Origin of the sequence: Rhodococcus sp. AW25M09 (assembly GCF_000333955.1) — a bacterium.
Taxonomy (GTDB): domain Bacteria; phylum Actinomycetota; class Actinomycetes; order Mycobacteriales; family Mycobacteriaceae; genus Rhodococcoides.
The window spans coordinates 1-17,523 of the sequence record NZ_CAPS01000055.1 but is presented as its reverse complement, the minus strand read 5'-3'; the positions used below and the strand labels follow the sequence as shown (position 1 = coordinate 17,523).

Genomic DNA, 17,523 nt, shown 5'->3' with positions numbered 1-17,523 from the left:
AGACCCAGCCTAAGTGGAGTTAAGCACATCAGCAACCCAACTTATGTTCTTGAAAGTTATAAGTAGCAATTCTTAGGGTGTTGCCGTAGAAGTTGCCAGTTGGTTGAATGGCATATATGTCGATGCCGCGCCTGAGCGCTCCGCCTGCGACCGCAGGCGAGATCTTCGCTCTGGTTCGCGACGGAGAGGCCGACACCCGAGCCGAACTGGGCCGGATCACCGGCCTGTCACGGTCGGCCGTAGCCTCCCGCGTCGCCGCACTCACCGGTCTCGGACTGGTCATCGAAACCGAGGACACCCAGTCGACCGGCGGACGCCCTCCGGCGCGAGTGTCTTTCGATGTAGACGCAGGCGTCGTACTCGCCGCCGCGATCGGACGCAGCCGGTCGCAACTGGGCGTCTTCACTCTCGGTGGAGAGTTTCTCGCCGGCGATACCGTCGACCAGGAGATCGGCGTGGGCCCGGATGAGCTGATGCCGCAGATCACCAAGCGGCTGCAGGCATTGCTCGACGAGTCGCACCGGACCGGGCATCGCATCCTCGGGGTAGGTCTGTCCATCCCCGGCACCGCCGACACCGAGCGAGGCTGCAGCTTGGACTCGCCGATCATGCACGGCTGGGACGGGGTGCCGCTGGCACCGTTCTTCGCCGACATCACGTCGGCTCCGGTGTTTCTCGACAACGACGCCAACGCGATGGTTCTCGCCGAACGCCGGGACAATCGTGATCGATTCCAGAACGCCTTACTGGTCAAGGCCTCGACGGGTCTCGGTGCCGGGATCGTCGCGGGCGGGGCGTTGCAACGTGGATCGCTGGGAGCCGCAGGCGAATTCGGCCACACCAAAACCGCAGCCGCAGCCGGAGTTGCATGCAGGTGCGGCGACAGCGGTTGCCTCGAGGCCATCGCCGGCGGCTGGGCGCTGGTACGCGCGCTCGCCGAACAGGGCCGAGAAGTCGGCCACATCCGCGGCGTCGTCGACCTCGCGGTGAGCGGTGACCCCGAAGCCCGCAGACTCATTCGCGACAGTGGACGCCACATCGGTGAAACCCTGGCCGGAGCCGTGAACCTGCTCAACCCCGAGGTACTGATCGTCGGGGGCGACATGGCCAATGCCTACGACATCTTCGTCGCCGGGCTGCGGGAGACCGTTTACGGAAACGCCACCGCGCTGGCCACCAAGGCTCTGACCATTCAGGCCACGACCCACGGGGACCTCTCGGGAGTCATCGGCAGCGCCGCAATGGTGTTGGACCAGGTACTCAGTGCCCGGGCCGTCGACGACGCGCTCGGCAGTTGACGCTCCGGTTCGTTCCGGCTGCCTTCCGTTCGTCGCACTCCAACGACCGCCGGGCGCAGCGCGATGCGTCAATCCGAGGACGAACCAACTCGTCGCCAATAGGGTGATCGCAGTCACAACTGCGAGCTTGGAGACCCACACATGTCACTGAAAGCGGCCGGCGATCCACACGTCGAATTGCTGAAGACGGATCCAGATCTGCCCCCTGTCGGGGTCGTCGAGACGCATCCGATGACGACCGCCAAACGTCTGCTCCTCGTGGCCATCGGCCTGCTCGGCGGCGTTGCCTGGACGATCATCGCGATCGTTCGCGGCGAGAACCCCAATGCCGTCTGGTTCGTCATCGCGGCCGTCTGCACCTACATCTTCGCGTTTCGCTTCTATGCCCGATTGATCGAACGCAAGATAGTCCTCCCCCGGGACGATCGTGCGACCCCGGCCGAAATCCTGGAGAACGGCAAGGATTACATGCCGACGGACCGTCGGGTGCTGTTCGGCCACCACTTCGCAGCCATCGCCGGAGCCGGTCCCCTCGTCGGCCCCGTCCTCGCCGCCCAGATGGGTTACCTACCCGGCACGATGTGGATCATCATCGGCGTCGTATTCGCCGGCGGAGTTCAGGACTTCCTGGTGCTGTGGATCTCCACCCGACGCCGCGGCCGGAGCCTCGGGCAGATGGCCCGAGACGAACTCGGTGTCGTCGGCGGCATCGCTGCGCTGATCGGCGTCTTCGTCATCATGATCATCATCATCGCCGTCCTCGCACTCGTCGTGGTCAACGCGCTCGCCGAGAGCCCCTGGGGCGTCTTCTCCATCGCCCTCACCATCCCGATCGCCCTCTTCATGGGCGTCTACCTGCGTTACCTCCGTCCGGGCAAAGTGTCCGAGGTATCTCTGATCGGCGTCGTCCTGCTGCTCATGGCCATCATTGTAGGCGGCTGGGTGGCCGAAACAGACTGGGGCACCGACTGGTTCACGCTCTCCAAGGTCACCGTCGCATGGTGCTTGATCGGTTACGGCCTGATGGCCTCGATCCTGCCGGTCTGGTTGCTCCTGGCACCGCGCGACTACCTGTCCACGTTCATGAAGGTGGGCACCATCGCGCTGCTCGCCGTCGGAATCCTCATCGCGCGGCCCGAGATTCAGATGCCTGCGATGACCTCCTTCGCGACCGAGGGCAACGGACCCGCCTTCTCCGGATCGCTGTTCCCGTTCCTGTTCATCACCATCGCGTGCGGCGCACTCTCCGGGTTCCACGCGCTGATTTCCTCGGGCACCACACCGAAGCTGCTGGAGAAGGAAAAGCAGATGCGGATGATCGGCTACGGCGGCATGCTCACCGAGTCGTTCGTCGCGATCATGGCCCTGGTCACCGCATGCATTCTCGACCAGCACCTCTACTTCGCCCTCAACGCACCGACGGCGCTCACCGGCGGAACCGCGGATACCGCAGCGACCTACGTCAACGGACAAGGCTTGAGCGGCGGCGATATTTCGGCGGCCGAATTGAGCCAGGCCGCAGCCGATGTCGGCGAGGAGTCGATCATCTCCCGCACCGGCGGCGCACCGACACTCGCGTTCGGCATGTCCGAGGTGCTGCATCAGGTGTTCGGCGGGCCAGGGCTCAAGTCGTTCTGGTACCACTTCGCGATCATGTTCGAGGCCCTGTTCATCCTCACCACGGTCGACGCCGGTACCCGCGTGGCGCGCTTCATGCTCTCCGACAGCATCGGCAACCTGCCCGGTGAGTCGGCCAAGAAGTTCAAGGATCCGTCCTGGCGTCCCGGTGCGTGGATCTGCTCGTTCATCGTCGTCATCGCCTGGGGTGCCATCCTTCTCATGGGCGTGACCGATCCGCTCGGCGGCATCAATACACTGTTCCCGCTGTTCGGCATCGCCAACCAGTTGCTCGCCGCCATCGCCCTGACCGTCGTACTGACGATCGTGGTCAAGCGCGGACTGTACAAGTGGGCCTGGATCCCCGGGCTCCCGCTGGCCTGGGACCTGATCGTCACGATGACCGCGTCGTACCAGAAGATCTTCTCCTCGGTTCCGGCGATCGGCTACTGGACCCAGAACTCGCAGTTCCGTGACGCGAAAGCACAGGGGCTCAGCGAATTCGGCAACGCCAAGACGTCCGAGGCCATCGATGCGGTCATTCGCAACACCTTCATCCAGGGCACACTGTCGATCCTCTTCGCCCTCCTGGTGCTGATCGTCGCCGGCGCGGGAATCGCCGTATGCATCCAGGCCGTCCGCGCGGGCGGGCTTCCGGACCACGAGGAGCCGGAAGTACCGTCGAAGATCTTCGGACCCGCCGGATTCGTGCCGACGAAAGCGGAGAAGGAAATTCAAGCCGAATGGGACCGACTCATCGACGCCGGCACCGTGCGTCGACCCGGGGCGGGGCACTAGATGCGCGGGCTGTGGTGGTGGATCACCTCGGTGATGGGCGATCACGATTACGACCGTTACGTCGCCCACCTGGCTCGGCATCACCCTGGGCAGGAACCACCGACCGTGCGTCAGTACTGGAAGGACCGGCACGCAGAAGCAGACCGGAACCCAGGGGCCCGCTGCTGTTAGGGCTCCGCCCTCGTGCGCCTTTTGCATACCTGGAGGGGTGCAAAAGGCGCACGAGGGGCGCAGCCCCGTCCGATTTCCGCTAGCACTGGCGGGGTCGCGCTGACACAGTAGAGCCATGAGCAGCGAACGACAGGTGCCGGAACTGGACTTCGAACGGTGCTATCGCGCGGTCTCCTCGCGTGACGCGCGGTTCGACGGCCAGTTCTTCACCGCCGTCCGTACCACCGGCATCTACTGCCGGCCCTCCTGCCCGGCTCGCACGCCCAAGCCCGGCAACGTCTCGTTTCTCGCCACCGCAGCGGCGGCGCAACAATCGGGCTACCGCGCTTGTCGCCGCTGCCAGCCCGACGCCACTCCCGGTTCCCCACGCTGGAACGTTCATTCGGACCTCAGTTCCCGCGCCATGCGGCTGATCTCCGACGGAGCGATCGAGCGCGGTGGCGTCGACGGGCTGGCCGGCACTCTCGGCTACTCGAGCCGCCAACTGACCCGGGTGTTGACGGCCGAGGTCGGCGCAGGCCCCCTCGCCTTGGCTCGCGCGCACCGGGCACACACCGCCCGCACTCTGATTCAAACCACCGACATGTCGATGGCCGACATCGCCTTCGCTGCAGGCTTTTCCAGCGTTCGACAGTTCAACGACACCGTCAAGGAAGTCTTCGCGGTCGATCCGACGACCCTGCGCCGGGAAGCGCACCGCACCGCGACTCCCACCGCCGGAGGAACAGTGACCCTGCGGCTCCCCTACCGCCCACCGTTGGACCGCGGTTGGATCGAGTGGTTTCTCCGAGGCCATGTGGTCGACGGCATCGAATCGTTCTCCGACGGTACCTACGTGCGATCGCTGCGCCTGCCGCACGCTGCCGGACTGGTGTCACTGCGGGTTATGGACGGATTCGTCAGTGCTGCAGTGACATTGCAGGACATGCGCGATCTCGCTCCCGCTGTCGCCCGAATCCGGCATCTACTCGACCTCGACGCCGATCCCCTCGCCGTCGACGACGCCCTGCGTGACGACCCACAATTGGCCCCGAGCGTCGACGCCCACCCGGGCATTCGCGCGCTCGGAGTGGTCGACGGCGCAGAGATGTTGCTGCGCACAGTGATCGGACAACAAATCTCGTTGAAGGCCGCGGCCACCCACACCGCCCGGCTCGTCGATGCTCTCGGGGCACCGCTGGATCTGGGTGACGCAGCCGTCACCCGGCTGTTTCCCGAGGCCGCGGTCATCGCCGAACGTGGCCACGAGGTTCTCACCGGGCCCGCGGCCCGCGTGCAGACCGTCATCCGCGTCGCCGACGCCATCGCGTCGGGAACCGTCGTGCTGCATCCCGCGCGGGAAGCTCCCGATCTGGAACGAGAATTGCTTGCGCTCAAAGGTATCGGACCGTGGACCGCTCGGTACGTCGTGATGCGCCTGCTCGGCGATCCCGATGTTCTCCTCGATACCGACCTCGTCGTCCGACAAGGTGCCGAGGCACTGGGTGTCTCGTTGAAGAATTCCGCACGCTGGGCACCCTGGCGTTCCTACGTCTCGATGCACCTATGGCTCACCGCACTGGAAAGAAGACAAGCATGACCGCCGCCTCCGCCACTCAGGACACCCCGATCGGCCCGTTCACCACCATCGTCGACGCACAGGAGCGCGTCCTCGCCTCGGGCTGGACCGCCGACGTCGAGGGACTACGAATGCTGGTTCACCCGGCGATACGACCCGACACCGTGCGCACCTGCGCCGATCTCGGTGCGATCACCGCCGCCGTCGACGCGTACCACCGCGGCGAGTTGGATCGCATCGACGAGATCGCCGTCGCCCAACGGTCCGGTGAATTCCTGATGCACGCCTGGAATGTGTTGCGCACCGTCGAGCCCGGAAAGCCGGTGACCTACTCCCAATTCGCCGAGCTCTCGGGCCGACCCGCTGCCATCCGCGGCGCGGCGTCGGCGTGCGCTCGCAATGCCACCGCGCTGTTCGTGCCGTGCCACCGGGTGGTCCGTATCGGCGGCGCTCTCGGCGGCTTTCGTTGGGGTCTGCCGGTGAAGACGTGGTTGCTGACGCACGAGCAGGTCTGACCGGCACTGCTTCGGGTGACGGTGGCATTCGACCGGCCGACACCGGGCGTTATGGTTCTTCACGATCTGCTATCCGCCGAGCGTGAGGAAGCCCAGTGACCGAATCGGCATCGTCAGGAACATCCAGGGCATCGGCCAAGCCCGACAAGGATCGCGGTGACCTCATCGGAGTCGGCGGCCTGTGGATTGCCAAGTGGTCGCTCATCCTGATTTCGATTGCGGCCGGGGCATGGGTGTTGGGCTGGCTGATCGGTCACCTGTGGGTGATCCTGTTGCCGGTACTGCTGGCGGTCATCGTCGCGACCGTGCTGTGGCCGCCGGCGAAGTTGATGATGCGGCTCGGTTTTCCGGCCGCATTGGCCGCCACTGTCTCGCTGGTGGTGTTCTTCGTCGTCATCGGCGGCGTGATCACCCTGATCATTCCCTCGGTTGCCGAGCAGGCGCCGGATTTGGTCGACAAAGCCTCGGGCGGCATCACGCAGGTTCAGAACTGGGTCAAGGGACCACCGCTGAACCTCGGCGAGGACCAGATCGACTCCGCTGTCTCCGCCATCGTCTCGCGGCTACAGGACAGCGGCACGATGATCGCCTCGGGCGTCTTCACCGGCGTATCGGCCGCCGGTTCGATCCTCATCACGCTGGCCTTGGTACTCGTACTCTCCTTCTTCTTCGTCAAGGACGGACCGAAGTTCCTGCCGTGGTTGCACGGATTCTCCGGCGGGCGGGCCGGACGCCACCTGGCCGAGGTGCTCTCGCGGATGTGGGTGACGCTGGGCGGATTCATCCGAACCCAGGCGATCGTGAGTTTCATCGATGCCTTCTTCATCGGCCTCGGGTTGATCATTCTCGGCGTTCCGTTGGCACTGGTTCTTGCGACATTGACGTTCCTCGGTGGCTTCATCCCGATCGTCGGCGCGTTCGTCGCAGGTGCACTCGCGGTCCTCGTCGCCCTGGTGGCGAACGGGCTCACGACGGCGCTGATCGTGCTTGCCATCATCGTTGCGGTGCAGCAGTTGGAAGGCAATGTGCTGCAGCCGATTCTGCAGAGCCGCAGCATGAATCTGCACCCGGCGATCGTGCTGCTCGCCGTGACGGGCGGTAGCTCGCTGTTCGGCATCATCGGTGCGTTTCTCGCCGTCCCGACTGCTGCGGTTGCCGCCGTGCTGATCCGATACCTGTCCGAGCAGGTCGACGCCCGGTCGAACGAGCCTGCCCAGGACGAACTCGAAGATCAGGCCCCGACGGCCGAAGACCTGGCCACATCGAGGGACGCGGACGAGAAGGCCGAATCGGAAGATGCGTCCTCGGATCAGGACGCGACGACCTGAAGCGTCGATCCGGTGCGCTCCCGTTTGACGTAGAGCCGACTGGGGATGCGTTGGCGCATCTCGTCGACGTGACTGACGACGCCGACGACGCGTCCGCCTGCCCGTAGTTCGTCGAGGACGGCCATCACGGATTCGAGTGTGTCGGCGTCGAGCGTGCCGAAACCCTCGTCGATGAACATCGTGTCGAGCACGACGCCACCGGATTCGGCGGCCACGACATCGGCGAGCCCCAATGCGAGCGCAAGCGACGCGAGGAACGCTTCGCCGCCCGAGAGGGTCTTGGCCGAACGCACGACGCCGGTGTAGTCGTCTCGGATATCCAGGCCGAGGCCACCGCGCTTACCTCGGGCTCCAGCCTCGTCGGAATGGACGAACTCGTATCGCCCCGAGGACATTCGACGCAACCGCGCAGATGCCGACTCCGCGACGTCCTCGAGCCGGGACGCGAGAACATAGGACCGCAGCGACATCTTCCGGGCATTCTGTCCCCGCCCGGCCACCACGTCCGCAAGGTTGGCGAGCTCGTCGAATTCGGCCCGTTGCGGCGCGATCGCTTGGGCCGCGGTGAGCAATTCGGCGATCAGACGCTCCAGATCGTCTGCACGCCTCCGGCATTCCGCCACCGTTGCGGCAGCGGACCTGACCTCGCCGTCGAGTTCGTCGCACACCGATCGGAGCGGATCCAGATCCACCGGCGGCTGCCCGGCGACGGCGACGATGGCGGGCTCGCGCAGTACGTGCTCGGCGTGTGCCCGACGCTCGTCGGCGGCGCGGAGCTCGTTCTCGATCCGCTGAACCCGATCGGCGGTGAGAACGGCCCCGGCTGCGGCGTCGACGGAATCGAAATTCGACGCCGTCACCCGTCGGTCGAGTTCGCCGCGCAGCGCGTCGGCCTGCGCGGTGGCGTCGAGCCAGGCGATCCGCGCCTCCGCGATTCTGCGGGCACCGTCGAGCAATGCTTCACGCTCGGTGATTCGTTCGGCCAGCGACTGGCCTTGCCCCACTTCCTCGGCCACGGACGCGCGCATCCGCCCCAGCGATTCCTCGGTGGCCGATATGCGCTCGTCCACCGCGCCACGCGAGGCGACGAGGTCGTTGAGAGTGACCGCGAGCGCGTCCGATTCACGGCGCAATCGGCTCGAGTCAGCCGACGCCGCACCGACGTCCGCGGCCGTCGTACGAGCAGCCTGCACCGCGCTGGTTGCGACGTCGAGAATCCGGGTCAGCTGCGCAAGGGCCACTCCCCCGGTGCGATCGTGCAGGAGGTCCACCGCGAGTTTGGCCTCCGCGACGGCCGCGACCGTTCGGTCCCGCTCGGTGGCCGCGGCGCGTTCGGCGGCTGCAGCCTTGTCTTCCTGCGCTTTCGACGCAGTCGACGCCTGTGCCGCGGCGGGATGGGGGTGCAGCTCCGATCCGCACACCTCGCACGGCTCGCCCGGTTCCAGACGGGCCGCCAGTTCTGCTGCCATCCCGTCGATGCGGCGCTCACGAAGATCGAGCAGGCGTTCCCAGGCCGTGTTGTGTGTTGCACCGGCGGTGTCGCGGGCGCGTTCGGCAGCGACGAGAACCGCGCGCTTGCGTACCAGTTCGATTGCCGACTCGGCCGCAGCGCGGGCCCGCTCGCAACGCTCGTCGAGGCCCGGCAACTCTGCCGTGGCGGCCTCTGCTCGTGCCACCCGCGCGTCGGCGGCCGAGATCTTCTCGGGCATCGAGGCCTGCAACTGCACGGTGCGGTCGATCTGCGCTGCGGCAATGCGTTGCTGTGCTCGATAGTCGACGAGGGTTCCCTCGATGCGGTCTGCTTCACGCGCAACTTGGAGCAACGACTGCATCCGCGCGACGTCGGTGGTCCAGTCGCGCACGAACTGGGCGACCACAGTGCGCTCGGCCGACGGATCGCCCGGCGCGGGTGGCCAGTGCAGCGCGTCGTGAAAGCGCTGCCCCTCAGCTGAATTCGGCAGCGAGTGCTCGGCCGCGGCGAGCGCGGTCGTCGCCGCGTCGGCGGCAGCGCGTGCCAGGAGAAGGTCGGCCGCAGCCTCGGCGATCGGTCCTGCGGCCACCGAGTCGGCCAGCTCGGTTCTCAGCGCCGCACGTGCCGCATCCCCTTCCCGGTACTGCGTGAGTTGCCCCTCGGCGAGATGGCGTCGCCGCTGCAGGTCGACGGTGGCGGTGGCCTGGGTGAGCGCATCGGAGGCACGCCGAGCTGCCGCGTCGACCAGCACCGCCCGACCCTGCGCGAGAGTCCGATTCTGCCGGGCGTTCCCGAGGACGTCGGCCGCCCACTCGAGCGGATCCGACTGTTCACCGTCCTCGCTCACGGGCTCGGGCACTCCTGATGCCTGCGATACCTTGCCGAGCATGATGTCGATGGCGTGGTGTGCGTCGGCAAGTTCGGCGGCCAGTTCCCGGCGGCGCTGCGCGAACCATTCCTCGACATCACCGAATCGTCCTGTGTCGAAGAGTCTTTCGAGTAGATTCCCTCGCTCGTCGCTGTCGGCTCGCAGGAACCGCGCGAACTCCCCCTGGGGCAGCAGTACCACCTGGAAGAACTGGTCGGCGCTCATGCCGAGCAGGGCATTGACGGCGTCACCGATCTCGCTCAGCCGGGTGAGATTCTGCCCGCGACCGTCGAGCCAGGTGAGACTGGCCTTGGCGTGTTGTTTGGTGGTGCCGGTGCTTCTGAGCTTGGGCCGCAGGAACTCCGGACTGCGCACTATTTTGATGCGTCGACCACCGAGAGTCGCTTCCAGGGTCACCTGAGGTACCGCACCCGCGGCCGCGTGATCGGACAGCAGTCGCTTGCCCTCGCGACGAGCCCCGGGCACGGTTCCGTACAGCGCGAACGCCACGGCGTCGAGCACCGTCGTCTTACCGGCCCCGGTGTGGCCGTGAAGCAGAAAGAGCCCATCTGCCCCGAGGGCATCGAAATCGACCGTCTCGGTGCCGGCAAAGGGGCCGAATGCGGTGATCTCGAGGGAATGCAGCCTCATGCAGCACCGCGGTCGCCGGTGGTGGCGGTACCGTCAGTCGCCTCGCTCTCACGCTGCACGGAGACCAGGGCACGAGCCAGGAGTGCGGACTCCGCTGCGGTGGGCGCGCTACGCATGTCCGTCAGAAACGAGGTGGCGATGTCGAGATCGCTGCGCCCACGCACACGGTCGCGATAGCGAAGCTCGCCGGAACCCTCGGGGCGGCGCCACTCGAGATGTATCGCATATCGAAAACGCTGCTGCAGCAGTCGCATTGCGTCGACCGGGCGGACGTCATCGGTGAGCACCGCGGAGACATAATGGTCCTCGAACTCGGAATAGGCCGTGTCCGAGAGCAATTGCTCGACCGTGCCCTCGATGCGGGCGAGCCCGCGCACCTCCGGCAGGTCTACTCGTGCCACGCTGCCGAGCCCGTTCGCGTCGAGTTCGAGGATCCACACCGCTTTCCGGTGTGATCGCTCACCGAACGAATACGGCAGCGGCGAACCGGAGTACCGCACCCTGTCGGTGAGAACCTGTGGAGAATGCAGGTGGCCGAGTGCGACGTAGTCGACTCCGTCGAAGGCCGCCGCGGGCGCGGTTTCGATACCGCCCGAGGAAATGGACCGCTCGGAACCGGTCGCCTCGCCGCCGACGATGAACGCATGTGCCAGCACGACCGAGCGAACGTGTTGCCCTGCCTCGGTTCTCGCCGCGAGATCACCGCGGACGCGATTCATCGCGGCTCCGAGTACCTCGGCATGGGTGCGCGCGGCGGGAACATCGAGTTCGAGACGCGTGGTTTCGGGCTCGAGATACGGAATGCCGTAGAACGCAACGTCGCCGTGCTCGTCCTCGATGACGACCGGGGTGGCGACATCGCCCACCCGAGTCATCAGGTGCAGGCCTCCGGCGGAGGCGAACGCAGCACCGGCCCCGAGGCGGGCCGGCGAATCGTGGTTTCCCGAGGTCGCGACGATGACGGCACCGGCTGCCCGAATTGATTCGAGCCCGCGATTGCAGACCAGGACGGCATCTGCACTGGGCACGGCGCGATCGTAGATGTCACCCGGCACCACCACCACATCGATCGATTGCGCCGCAACCAGTTCCGCGATGGACCCCAGCACCGCGCCCTGATCGGCCAACAGGTCGACACCGTGAAAGGTGCGACCTATGTGCCAGTCCGAGGTGTGCAGGATTCTCATACCGACGACGCTATCGGGTGCCGCCGACAAACTCCTCGAGGTGCATCGGCCTGTCGGGAAGTGAGCCTGGGCCACGAACTGGGCCGACCGAACTTGTCGGTGCCGTCCTGCATCATCTGCGCCATGAACATTCTCACCGCGTTCGGCCTGCTCGTTGCCCTCGGCATCGGCGCGGTCGTCGGCTGGCTGCTGCACGCCTCGCGCACGGGCGATCGAGCGGTGCGAGCCGAGGCTCAATTGGCCGCGATGCGTGAGCACGAGGCCTTGCTTCGCCAGTCGCTGAGCGCGGTCAACGAGGATTCCGCGCGTCGTAATTCGACCGTGATCGGTCAGCAGGTCTCGCACCTGGTCGAGCCGTTGCACGACGCCGTCGATGCCCTCTCCGAGCATGTGCGGCAAGTCGAGCACAACCGGATCAAGGCCTACGCGGGGTTGTCGGAGCAGGTCACCGGTATGCACCGGGCATCGATCCACCTCTCGACCCAGACGGGCCAGCTGGTCACGGCACTGCGCGCACCGCAGATCAGGGGACGTTGGGGCGAGATCCAGCTCGAGCGGGTCGTCGAGCTGGCGGGCATGGTCAAACATTGCGATTTCGACACTCAGGTCAGCAAGGACGGCATCAGACCGGACATGATCGTCCGTCTCGCCGGCGGTCGACAGATCGTCGTCGACGCCAAGGTGCCGTTCGCGGCCTACCTCGACGCCGCTCAGGACGAGGATTCCGGGGCGCGCGAGAAGAACTTGCGACGGCACGCCAAACAACTGCGTACACATATCGACCAGTTGGCCGACAAGGCGTACTGGCAGGCGTTCGAGCCGACCCCGGAATTCGTGGTGCTGTTCGTTCCCGGTGATCCGTTCCTGGATGCTGCACTGACATCGGATACCGGACTGCTCGAGTACGCCTTCGGTCGGAACGTGATCCTGGCCACCCCCACCACACTGGTCGCGCTGTTACGCACCGTCGCCTACACCTGGAAGCAGGAGTCACTGGCCGAGGACGCGGCGCGCATCCAACAGTTGGGCCGAGAGCTGTACACCCGCATCGGGGTCGTGTCGGCGCACTTGGACAAGCTCGGAGCCAACCTGGGCAAGGCGGTGGAGTCCTTCAATTCCACCGTCGGGTCGGTCGACAGCAGGGTGAGTGTGACGGCGCGGAAACTGCACGAACTCGAACTGTTCGACGCCGAGCCGGTGCAGATCGGTCGGGTGGACGCACGACCTACACTGTCCGATTCGTCCCGCTACCGGCGCGACTTCGGTCATGTCGACGATGCAGTCGGCTGAACTACGGCTAACCTCGAGGGGTGTCTACCTCCCAACGTGCCCGCTCCGGGGTACCGCTGGCTCACCGATCCATCCTCGCGACCCTGCCCGGCGTACCTGCATGGGGTGCTGTCGCGATCGCCGTGGGACTGACTTTTCTCGGCTTCCTCGTCGACGCCGCCCGCGGGACGGAACTGACCGGCGCGTTCGCGTTCTTCTACATTCTCGGCTGTATAGCTGCAGTGGTGTTGGTTCGCTACCGCGGGCTGTTCACCGCAATGGTGCAAGCCCCGCTGATTCTGTTCGTGGCGGTGCCGCTGTCCTACCAGTACTTCACCGAAGACCCCGGCACCGGCCTCAAGGACATCCTTCTCAACGTCGCGATTCCGCTGGTCAATCGATTTCCGTTGATGTTGCTCGGCACCGTCGCGGCTGTCGGACTCGGTGCACTGCGCATCATGCTCAAACGGCAGAACACACATGCCGCCGCGGTTCGGCGCAGCCCGAAGTCCAGTGACACGGTTCGGCGCAGCGCCAAGACCAGTGAAGACAAGCCCAGCAGGGCCCAGCGACGAGCTCAGGAGGAGCGGCCCGACCGCACTCGCCGGCGAGCTGCCCCATCGGCCGATCGCAGCACCGTGTCCCCAACCGAGGCCACCGACATCGTGGCTGAGCCGTATGTCGGCCGCAGAAGCACCGATTCTCGTCCCCGGTCCGCCACCGACCGTCGCTCGTCCGCGCCGCCGGCATCTCCGCAGACTCGATACTCCGCCGCCGACTCACCTCGACCGGACTACGCCAGACCCGAGCAGCAGAAACCCGATCACCAGCGGCCGCAGTATCCGCAAACCCGGTCTCAGCAGCCTCAGCGTCCGCGGCCGGCCGAACCTCGGTACTCGACCGAACCTCGCCGCGAACGTTCGGCGCGCGTGCAACCTCCTCGGGAGGTGGCCGACCCCTACAGCACCGGTGGACGCCCGGTGGTGACACCCCAGACCAGTGCTCCCGGCGGCAACACCTATCCCGCCAACGATTCGTCGGGCAAGTACTCGCTGCCGGCCTCTGCACGGGATGACATTCCCCCGCATCCGGTGCCGCAGGTTCGCTACCGCGACCGACGCACCGACTGAACATTCCCCACCCGCATCGGCCTGAACAGCAGTACAGGCCCTAGCGAGCCGGGCGAAGTTCGCGGGGCAGCGAGAACACCAAGGTTTCGTTTGCGGTGGTGACCGGCTGCACGTCCGCGTATCCGTGCTCGGCGAACAGGTCGATGACGCCCTGCACCAGGATCTCCGGGACCGACGCACCCGAGGTGATTCCGATGGTCTCCACCCCGTCGAGCCACGCGAGATCGATTTCCTTGGCGTAGTCGACCAGGTAGCTCGCCCGCGCACCGGCGCTCAGCGCGACCTCGACCAGACGCACCGAGTTCGAGGAATTCTTCGAGCCGACGACGATCACCAGGTCACATTCCGGTGCCATGACCTTCACCGCGACCTGACGGTTCTGCGTCGCGTAGCAGATGTCGTCGCTCGGTGGGTCCTGCAGCGTCGGGAATCGCTCGCGCAGCTTGGCGACCGTCGTCATCGTCTCGTCGACGCTCAGTGTCGTCTGCGACAACCAGATCACCTTGTTCTCGTCACGGACGGTGACGCTGTCGACCGAGTCGGGGCCGTCCACCAGCTGTATGTGCTCGGGAGCCTCACCGGCGGTGCCCTCGACCTCTTCGTGGCCGTCGTGACCGATCAGGAGAATGTCGTAGTCGTCACGAGCGAACCGCTTCGCTTCCTGGTGCACCTTGGTCACCAGCGGGCAGGTGGCGTCGATGGTGCGCAGATTTCGCTCGGCCGCGGACGTGTGCACGGCCGGCGAGACGCCGTGAGCCGAGAACACCAGCAGCGCACCCTCGGGTACCTCGTCGGTCTCCTCGACGAACACCGCGCCGCGATCGGACAGCGTCTCGACCACGTGCCGGTTGTGCACGATCTCTTTCCGCACGTACACCGGCGCACCGTGCTGTTCCAGTGCCTTCTCGACGGTCTCGACCGCACGATCGACGCCGGCGCAATAGCCACGCGGTTCAGCGAGGAGCACTCGCTTGCCCCCGGCGTACGCGGACTTACCCGCACCGGCGGACTGTGTAATACCAAGATTCAGAGGAACGGCCGAAGACATGCCTTCCAGGATACGTGCTGGTGCGCAACGTGCTGCTTCTCCCGCCTGTCGGCTACCCAAAGTTCACGACTTCGGGCAGTCTGGTGGGCATGACTAGAGTCCCCTTTGCAGCACGCGTGGCCGCAGGCGTCGCGGTGACCGTCGTGGAAGAGGCTCGCAAGCTTCCCGGGTCTGCCCTGATGCTGCCGATGACCGTCGTCAGCGAAGCGCTGGCCCGCGGAATGCGATTCCAGCAGCAGGTGACGGCACTGGCCATCAAGGGCGATCTGATCATCGCGACTCTGCCGGTCGTCGGCACTCCGCGCGAAGAGCAGCCCGCGTGGGCCGAATTCGACGAGGACGGATTCGACGAGAACGGCGACGACGCCTTCGATGCACCTGTCGTCACCGATGACGTCGATGTGCCGGACGCACCCGAGCCGATCGCGGCGAACGGCCGATTCGCGCTCTATTCGACGCCACCCCTGGACGAGCCGGTCCAGAACCCCTCGGCCAAGCGCGCTCCCACTGTGAACAAGCCCGAGATCGTCGAGATGATCGACTTCGACACCCTGGCCTTGGCCCAGTTGCGCGCACGCCTGCGCACGCTCTCGGTCGAGGACCTCGAGACTCTCCTCGACTACGAGAACGGCACGCTCGCCCGTGCACCGTTCAAGACGATGCTCGCCAACCGCATCACCACCGCCAAGGCCAAGTGAGCACTCCCTCGACCCAGTCCGGCCCCACCCAGGCAGGCGCGAGTTCCGCCGAACAACCGTGGCCAGTGCGCACGGTTGCCATGAAGGTCGCCGGCTGGATCGACAAACTCGGCAGCATCTGGGTCGAGGGGCAGCTCACGCAGATCAACGCGCGCCCCGGCACCCGCACCGCCTTTCTCACGCTGCGTGATCCGTCGGCGGACATGTCGCTGTCGGTGACGTGTTCACCTCAGTTGCTCGAACGTTCGCCCATTCCGTTGACCGAAGGCGCACGAGTCATCCTGTACGGCAAACTGTCGTTCTTCACCGGTCGCGGAACCATTTCGCTGCGCGCCACCGATATTCGGGCAGTGGGTGTCGGTGAACTGCTCGCCCGGATCGAGCGACTCCGAGCTCTTCTCGCGGCAGAAGGATTGTTCGACCCGCGCCTCAAACGCCCGCTGCCGTTCCTGCCCGGCACCATCGGACTCATCACCGCCCGCGCCAGCGCAGCCGAGAAGGACGTCCTCACCGTTGCGCAAAGGCGTTGGCCCGCGGTGCGATTCGAGGTTCGCAACACCCCGGTACAGGGGCCACAGGCAGTGCCGGCGATTCTGGACGCGCTGAAAGATCTGAACGAAGACCCCAGCGTCGACGTCATCGTCCTGGCCCGTGGCGGCGGCAGCGTCGAGGATCTGCTGCCGTTCTCGGACGAGGCTCTGTGCCGCGCGATCTCCCGAGCCACCACGCCGATCGTCAGCGCCATCGGCCACGAACCCGACAGTCCTCTCAGCGACCACGTCGCAGACCTGCGAGCCGCCACCCCCACCGATGCCGCCAAGCTCGTGGTTCCCGACGCGGTCGCGGAACGAACACTGGTCTCGGAACTGAAATCGAGAAGTGCTGCTGCTTTGCGTAACTGGGTCGAGCGCGAGGCACGCGGCCTGGACATGCTTCGGCACCGGCCGGTGCTGGCGGACCCGCTGGCCTCGCTCGAACATCGCCGCGAAGAGATTCGGCGACTCGCCGACGCGGCCCGACGCGACGTTCAGCGCGAACTCACGACGCAGGACACGCTCGTCGAGCATCTGCGGGCCCGGCTGTCGACGCTGGGACCGGCTGCCACACTTGCCCGGGGCTATGCCGTCGTGCAGCGTGTGGTTCCCGGCTCGGATCCCGAGGTTCTTCGTTCGGTGGAGGATGCGCCGCCGGGTACACAGATCAGAGTGCGGGTGGCCGACGGTGCCGTCACCGCCGCCGTCATGGGGAGAGTCAAATGACAGAAGGAGCACGGATGAGCGAGAACGAAGTCAAGCCGGTGTCGGAACTGGGCTACGAGGAAGCACGCGACGAACTGGTCGGTGTGGTCAAGATACTCGAGCAGGGCGGACTCGACCTCGACGCCTCGCTGGCCCTGTGGGAGCGCGGCGAGCAACTCGCGAGCCGCTGCGAGGAACAGCTCGCAGGCGCGCGCAAGCGGATCGAGACCGCGCTCGCCAGCACCGAGAAGGACAGCTAGGGCGCGAGCGGTTCGGTGACGTCGAGGGTTGCGGCGAGTGTCGTGAAGTCCTCGGTGGTTGCGGTGCCGCCCAGCAGTATTCGGACGTCGCCGAAATCGGAGACCCAGTACGTTCGCGAGCCCTCTTCGCCGTAGACCACCCAGTCTCGGCCCGACACGTTCTGTGCTCCCGACGCGTACACCGGTTCTCCCGCCACGAACGGAACCAGCAATTGCTCGGTGGCGGTGGTTTGGGTCAGCTGCAGATAGGCACCGGTACCGGTGATGTAGCCGACAGTCGTCGCCGGTCCACCGCTGTCCCCGGCAATGGTCGCGCGGCTTCCCGAATTGGGCGTCCATTCCTCGGGGATGCTCGGATTGCGCACCGGGAAGCCGATTTCCGACGCGTCGTACTGCAAGGCGGTGTTCACGTCGAAGT

15 protein-coding genes are annotated in these 17,523 nt (G+C 66.1%); 11 read left to right on the top strand and 4 right to left on the bottom strand.

Annotated elements, in window-relative coordinates; all coding sequences use genetic code 11:
* Window positions 1–116 precede the first annotated feature (116 nt).
* The 6 genes from RHODMAR_RS10300 (at window position 117) to RHODMAR_RS10280 (ending at window position 7,285) form a co-directional block, all read left to right on the top strand.
* Complete coding sequence (locus RHODMAR_RS10300; RefSeq protein ID WP_042938684.1) at window positions 117–1,298, top strand: ROK family transcriptional regulator; 1,182 nt, start codon at window positions 117–119, stop codon at window positions 1,296–1,298.
* Window positions 1,299–1,439: 141 nt separating this feature from the next.
* Window positions 1,440–3,713, top strand: a complete 2,274-nt coding sequence (locus RHODMAR_RS10295; protein WP_008714141.1) for a carbon starvation CstA family protein — start codon at window positions 1,440–1,442, stop codon at window positions 3,711–3,713.
* On the top strand, window positions 3,714–3,884 hold the full coding sequence (locus RHODMAR_RS27510; protein WP_072692145.1) for a YbdD/YjiX family protein: 171 nt from the start codon (window positions 3,714–3,716) through the stop codon (window positions 3,882–3,884).
* Between the two features lie 115 nt (window positions 3,885–3,999).
* On the top strand, window positions 4,000–5,463 hold the full coding sequence (locus tag RHODMAR_RS10290) for an AlkA N-terminal domain-containing protein (protein ID WP_008714139.1): 1,464 nt from the start codon (window positions 4,000–4,002) through the stop codon (window positions 5,461–5,463).
* Complete coding sequence (locus RHODMAR_RS10285) at window positions 5,460–5,957, top strand: methylated-DNA--[protein]-cysteine S-methyltransferase (protein WP_008714137.1); 498 nt, start codon at window positions 5,460–5,462, stop codon at window positions 5,955–5,957. The genes RHODMAR_RS10290 and RHODMAR_RS10285 overlap by 4 nt, the downstream gene beginning before the upstream one ends.
* A gap of 95 nt (window positions 5,958–6,052) precedes the next feature.
* Complete coding sequence (locus RHODMAR_RS10280; protein ID WP_008714135.1) at window positions 6,053–7,285, top strand: AI-2E family transporter; 1,233 nt, start codon at window positions 6,053–6,055, stop codon at window positions 7,283–7,285.
* Here RHODMAR_RS10280 and RHODMAR_RS10275 read toward each other — a convergent pair.
* Both RHODMAR_RS10275 and RHODMAR_RS10270 read right to left on the bottom strand, forming a co-directional pair.
* A complete protein-coding gene (locus tag RHODMAR_RS10275; protein ID WP_008714134.1) occupies window positions 7,267–10,275 on the bottom strand; it encodes an AAA family ATPase in 3,009 nt (1,002 codons plus the stop codon). The two genes, RHODMAR_RS10280 and RHODMAR_RS10275, sit on opposite strands and share 19 nt — an antisense overlap.
* On the bottom strand, window positions 10,272–11,462 hold the full coding sequence (locus tag RHODMAR_RS10270; RefSeq protein WP_008714131.1) for an exonuclease SbcCD subunit D: 1,191 nt from the start codon (window positions 11,460–11,462) through the stop codon (window positions 10,272–10,274). The genes RHODMAR_RS10275 and RHODMAR_RS10270 overlap by 4 nt, the downstream gene beginning before the upstream one ends.
* A 123-nt stretch (window positions 11,463–11,585) precedes the next feature.
* Between RHODMAR_RS10270 and RHODMAR_RS10265 the strand changes: the two genes are divergently transcribed.
* Window positions 11,586–12,752: a DNA recombination protein RmuC gene (locus RHODMAR_RS10265; RefSeq protein ID WP_008714130.1), complete on the top strand. Its 1,167-nt coding sequence runs from the start codon at window positions 11,586–11,588 to the stop codon at window positions 12,750–12,752.
* A gap of 20 nt (window positions 12,753–12,772) precedes the next feature.
* Window positions 12,773–13,861 (top strand): DUF6542 domain-containing protein, encoded by a 1,089-nt coding sequence (locus RHODMAR_RS26950; RefSeq protein ID WP_008714128.1) that lies wholly within the window; start codon window positions 12,773–12,775, stop codon window positions 13,859–13,861.
* Window positions 13,862–13,901: 40 nt separating this feature from the next.
* Here the strand turns inward: RHODMAR_RS26950 and RHODMAR_RS10255 are convergent, their stop codons facing one another.
* Window positions 13,902–14,909, bottom strand: a complete 1,008-nt coding sequence (locus RHODMAR_RS10255) for a 4-hydroxy-3-methylbut-2-enyl diphosphate reductase (protein ID WP_008714127.1) — start codon at window positions 14,907–14,909, stop codon at window positions 13,902–13,904.
* An 89-nt stretch (window positions 14,910–14,998) separates the two neighbouring features.
* Here RHODMAR_RS10255 and RHODMAR_RS10250 point away from each other — a divergent pair, with 89 nt between their 5' ends.
* The 3 genes from RHODMAR_RS10250 to RHODMAR_RS10240 are packed head-to-tail and all read left to right on the top strand — an operon-like array spanning window position 14,999 to window position 17,105.
* Window positions 14,999–15,607 carry a lipid droplet-associated protein gene (locus RHODMAR_RS10250; RefSeq protein ID WP_042938700.1) on the top strand — a complete coding sequence of 203 codons (609 nt, stop codon included), beginning with the start codon at window positions 14,999–15,001 and terminating at the stop codon, window positions 15,605–15,607.
* Window positions 15,604–16,866, top strand: coding sequence for an exodeoxyribonuclease VII large subunit (gene xseA / locus RHODMAR_RS10245; protein ID WP_051047936.1), 1,263 nt, complete (start codon window positions 15,604–15,606; stop codon window positions 16,864–16,866). Before RHODMAR_RS10250 ends, xseA begins: the two co-directional genes overlap by 4 nt.
* Window positions 16,867–16,880: 14 nt before the next feature.
* Complete coding sequence (locus tag RHODMAR_RS10240) at window positions 16,881–17,105, top strand: exodeoxyribonuclease VII small subunit (RefSeq protein WP_008714122.1); 225 nt, start codon at window positions 16,881–16,883, stop codon at window positions 17,103–17,105.
* Here RHODMAR_RS10240 and RHODMAR_RS10235 read toward each other — a convergent pair.
* The coding region (locus tag RHODMAR_RS10235) for a DUF4245 domain-containing protein (protein ID WP_008714120.1) at window positions 17,102–17,523 on the bottom strand (422 nt) is incomplete at its 5' end. The two genes, RHODMAR_RS10240 and RHODMAR_RS10235, sit on opposite strands and share 4 nt — an antisense overlap.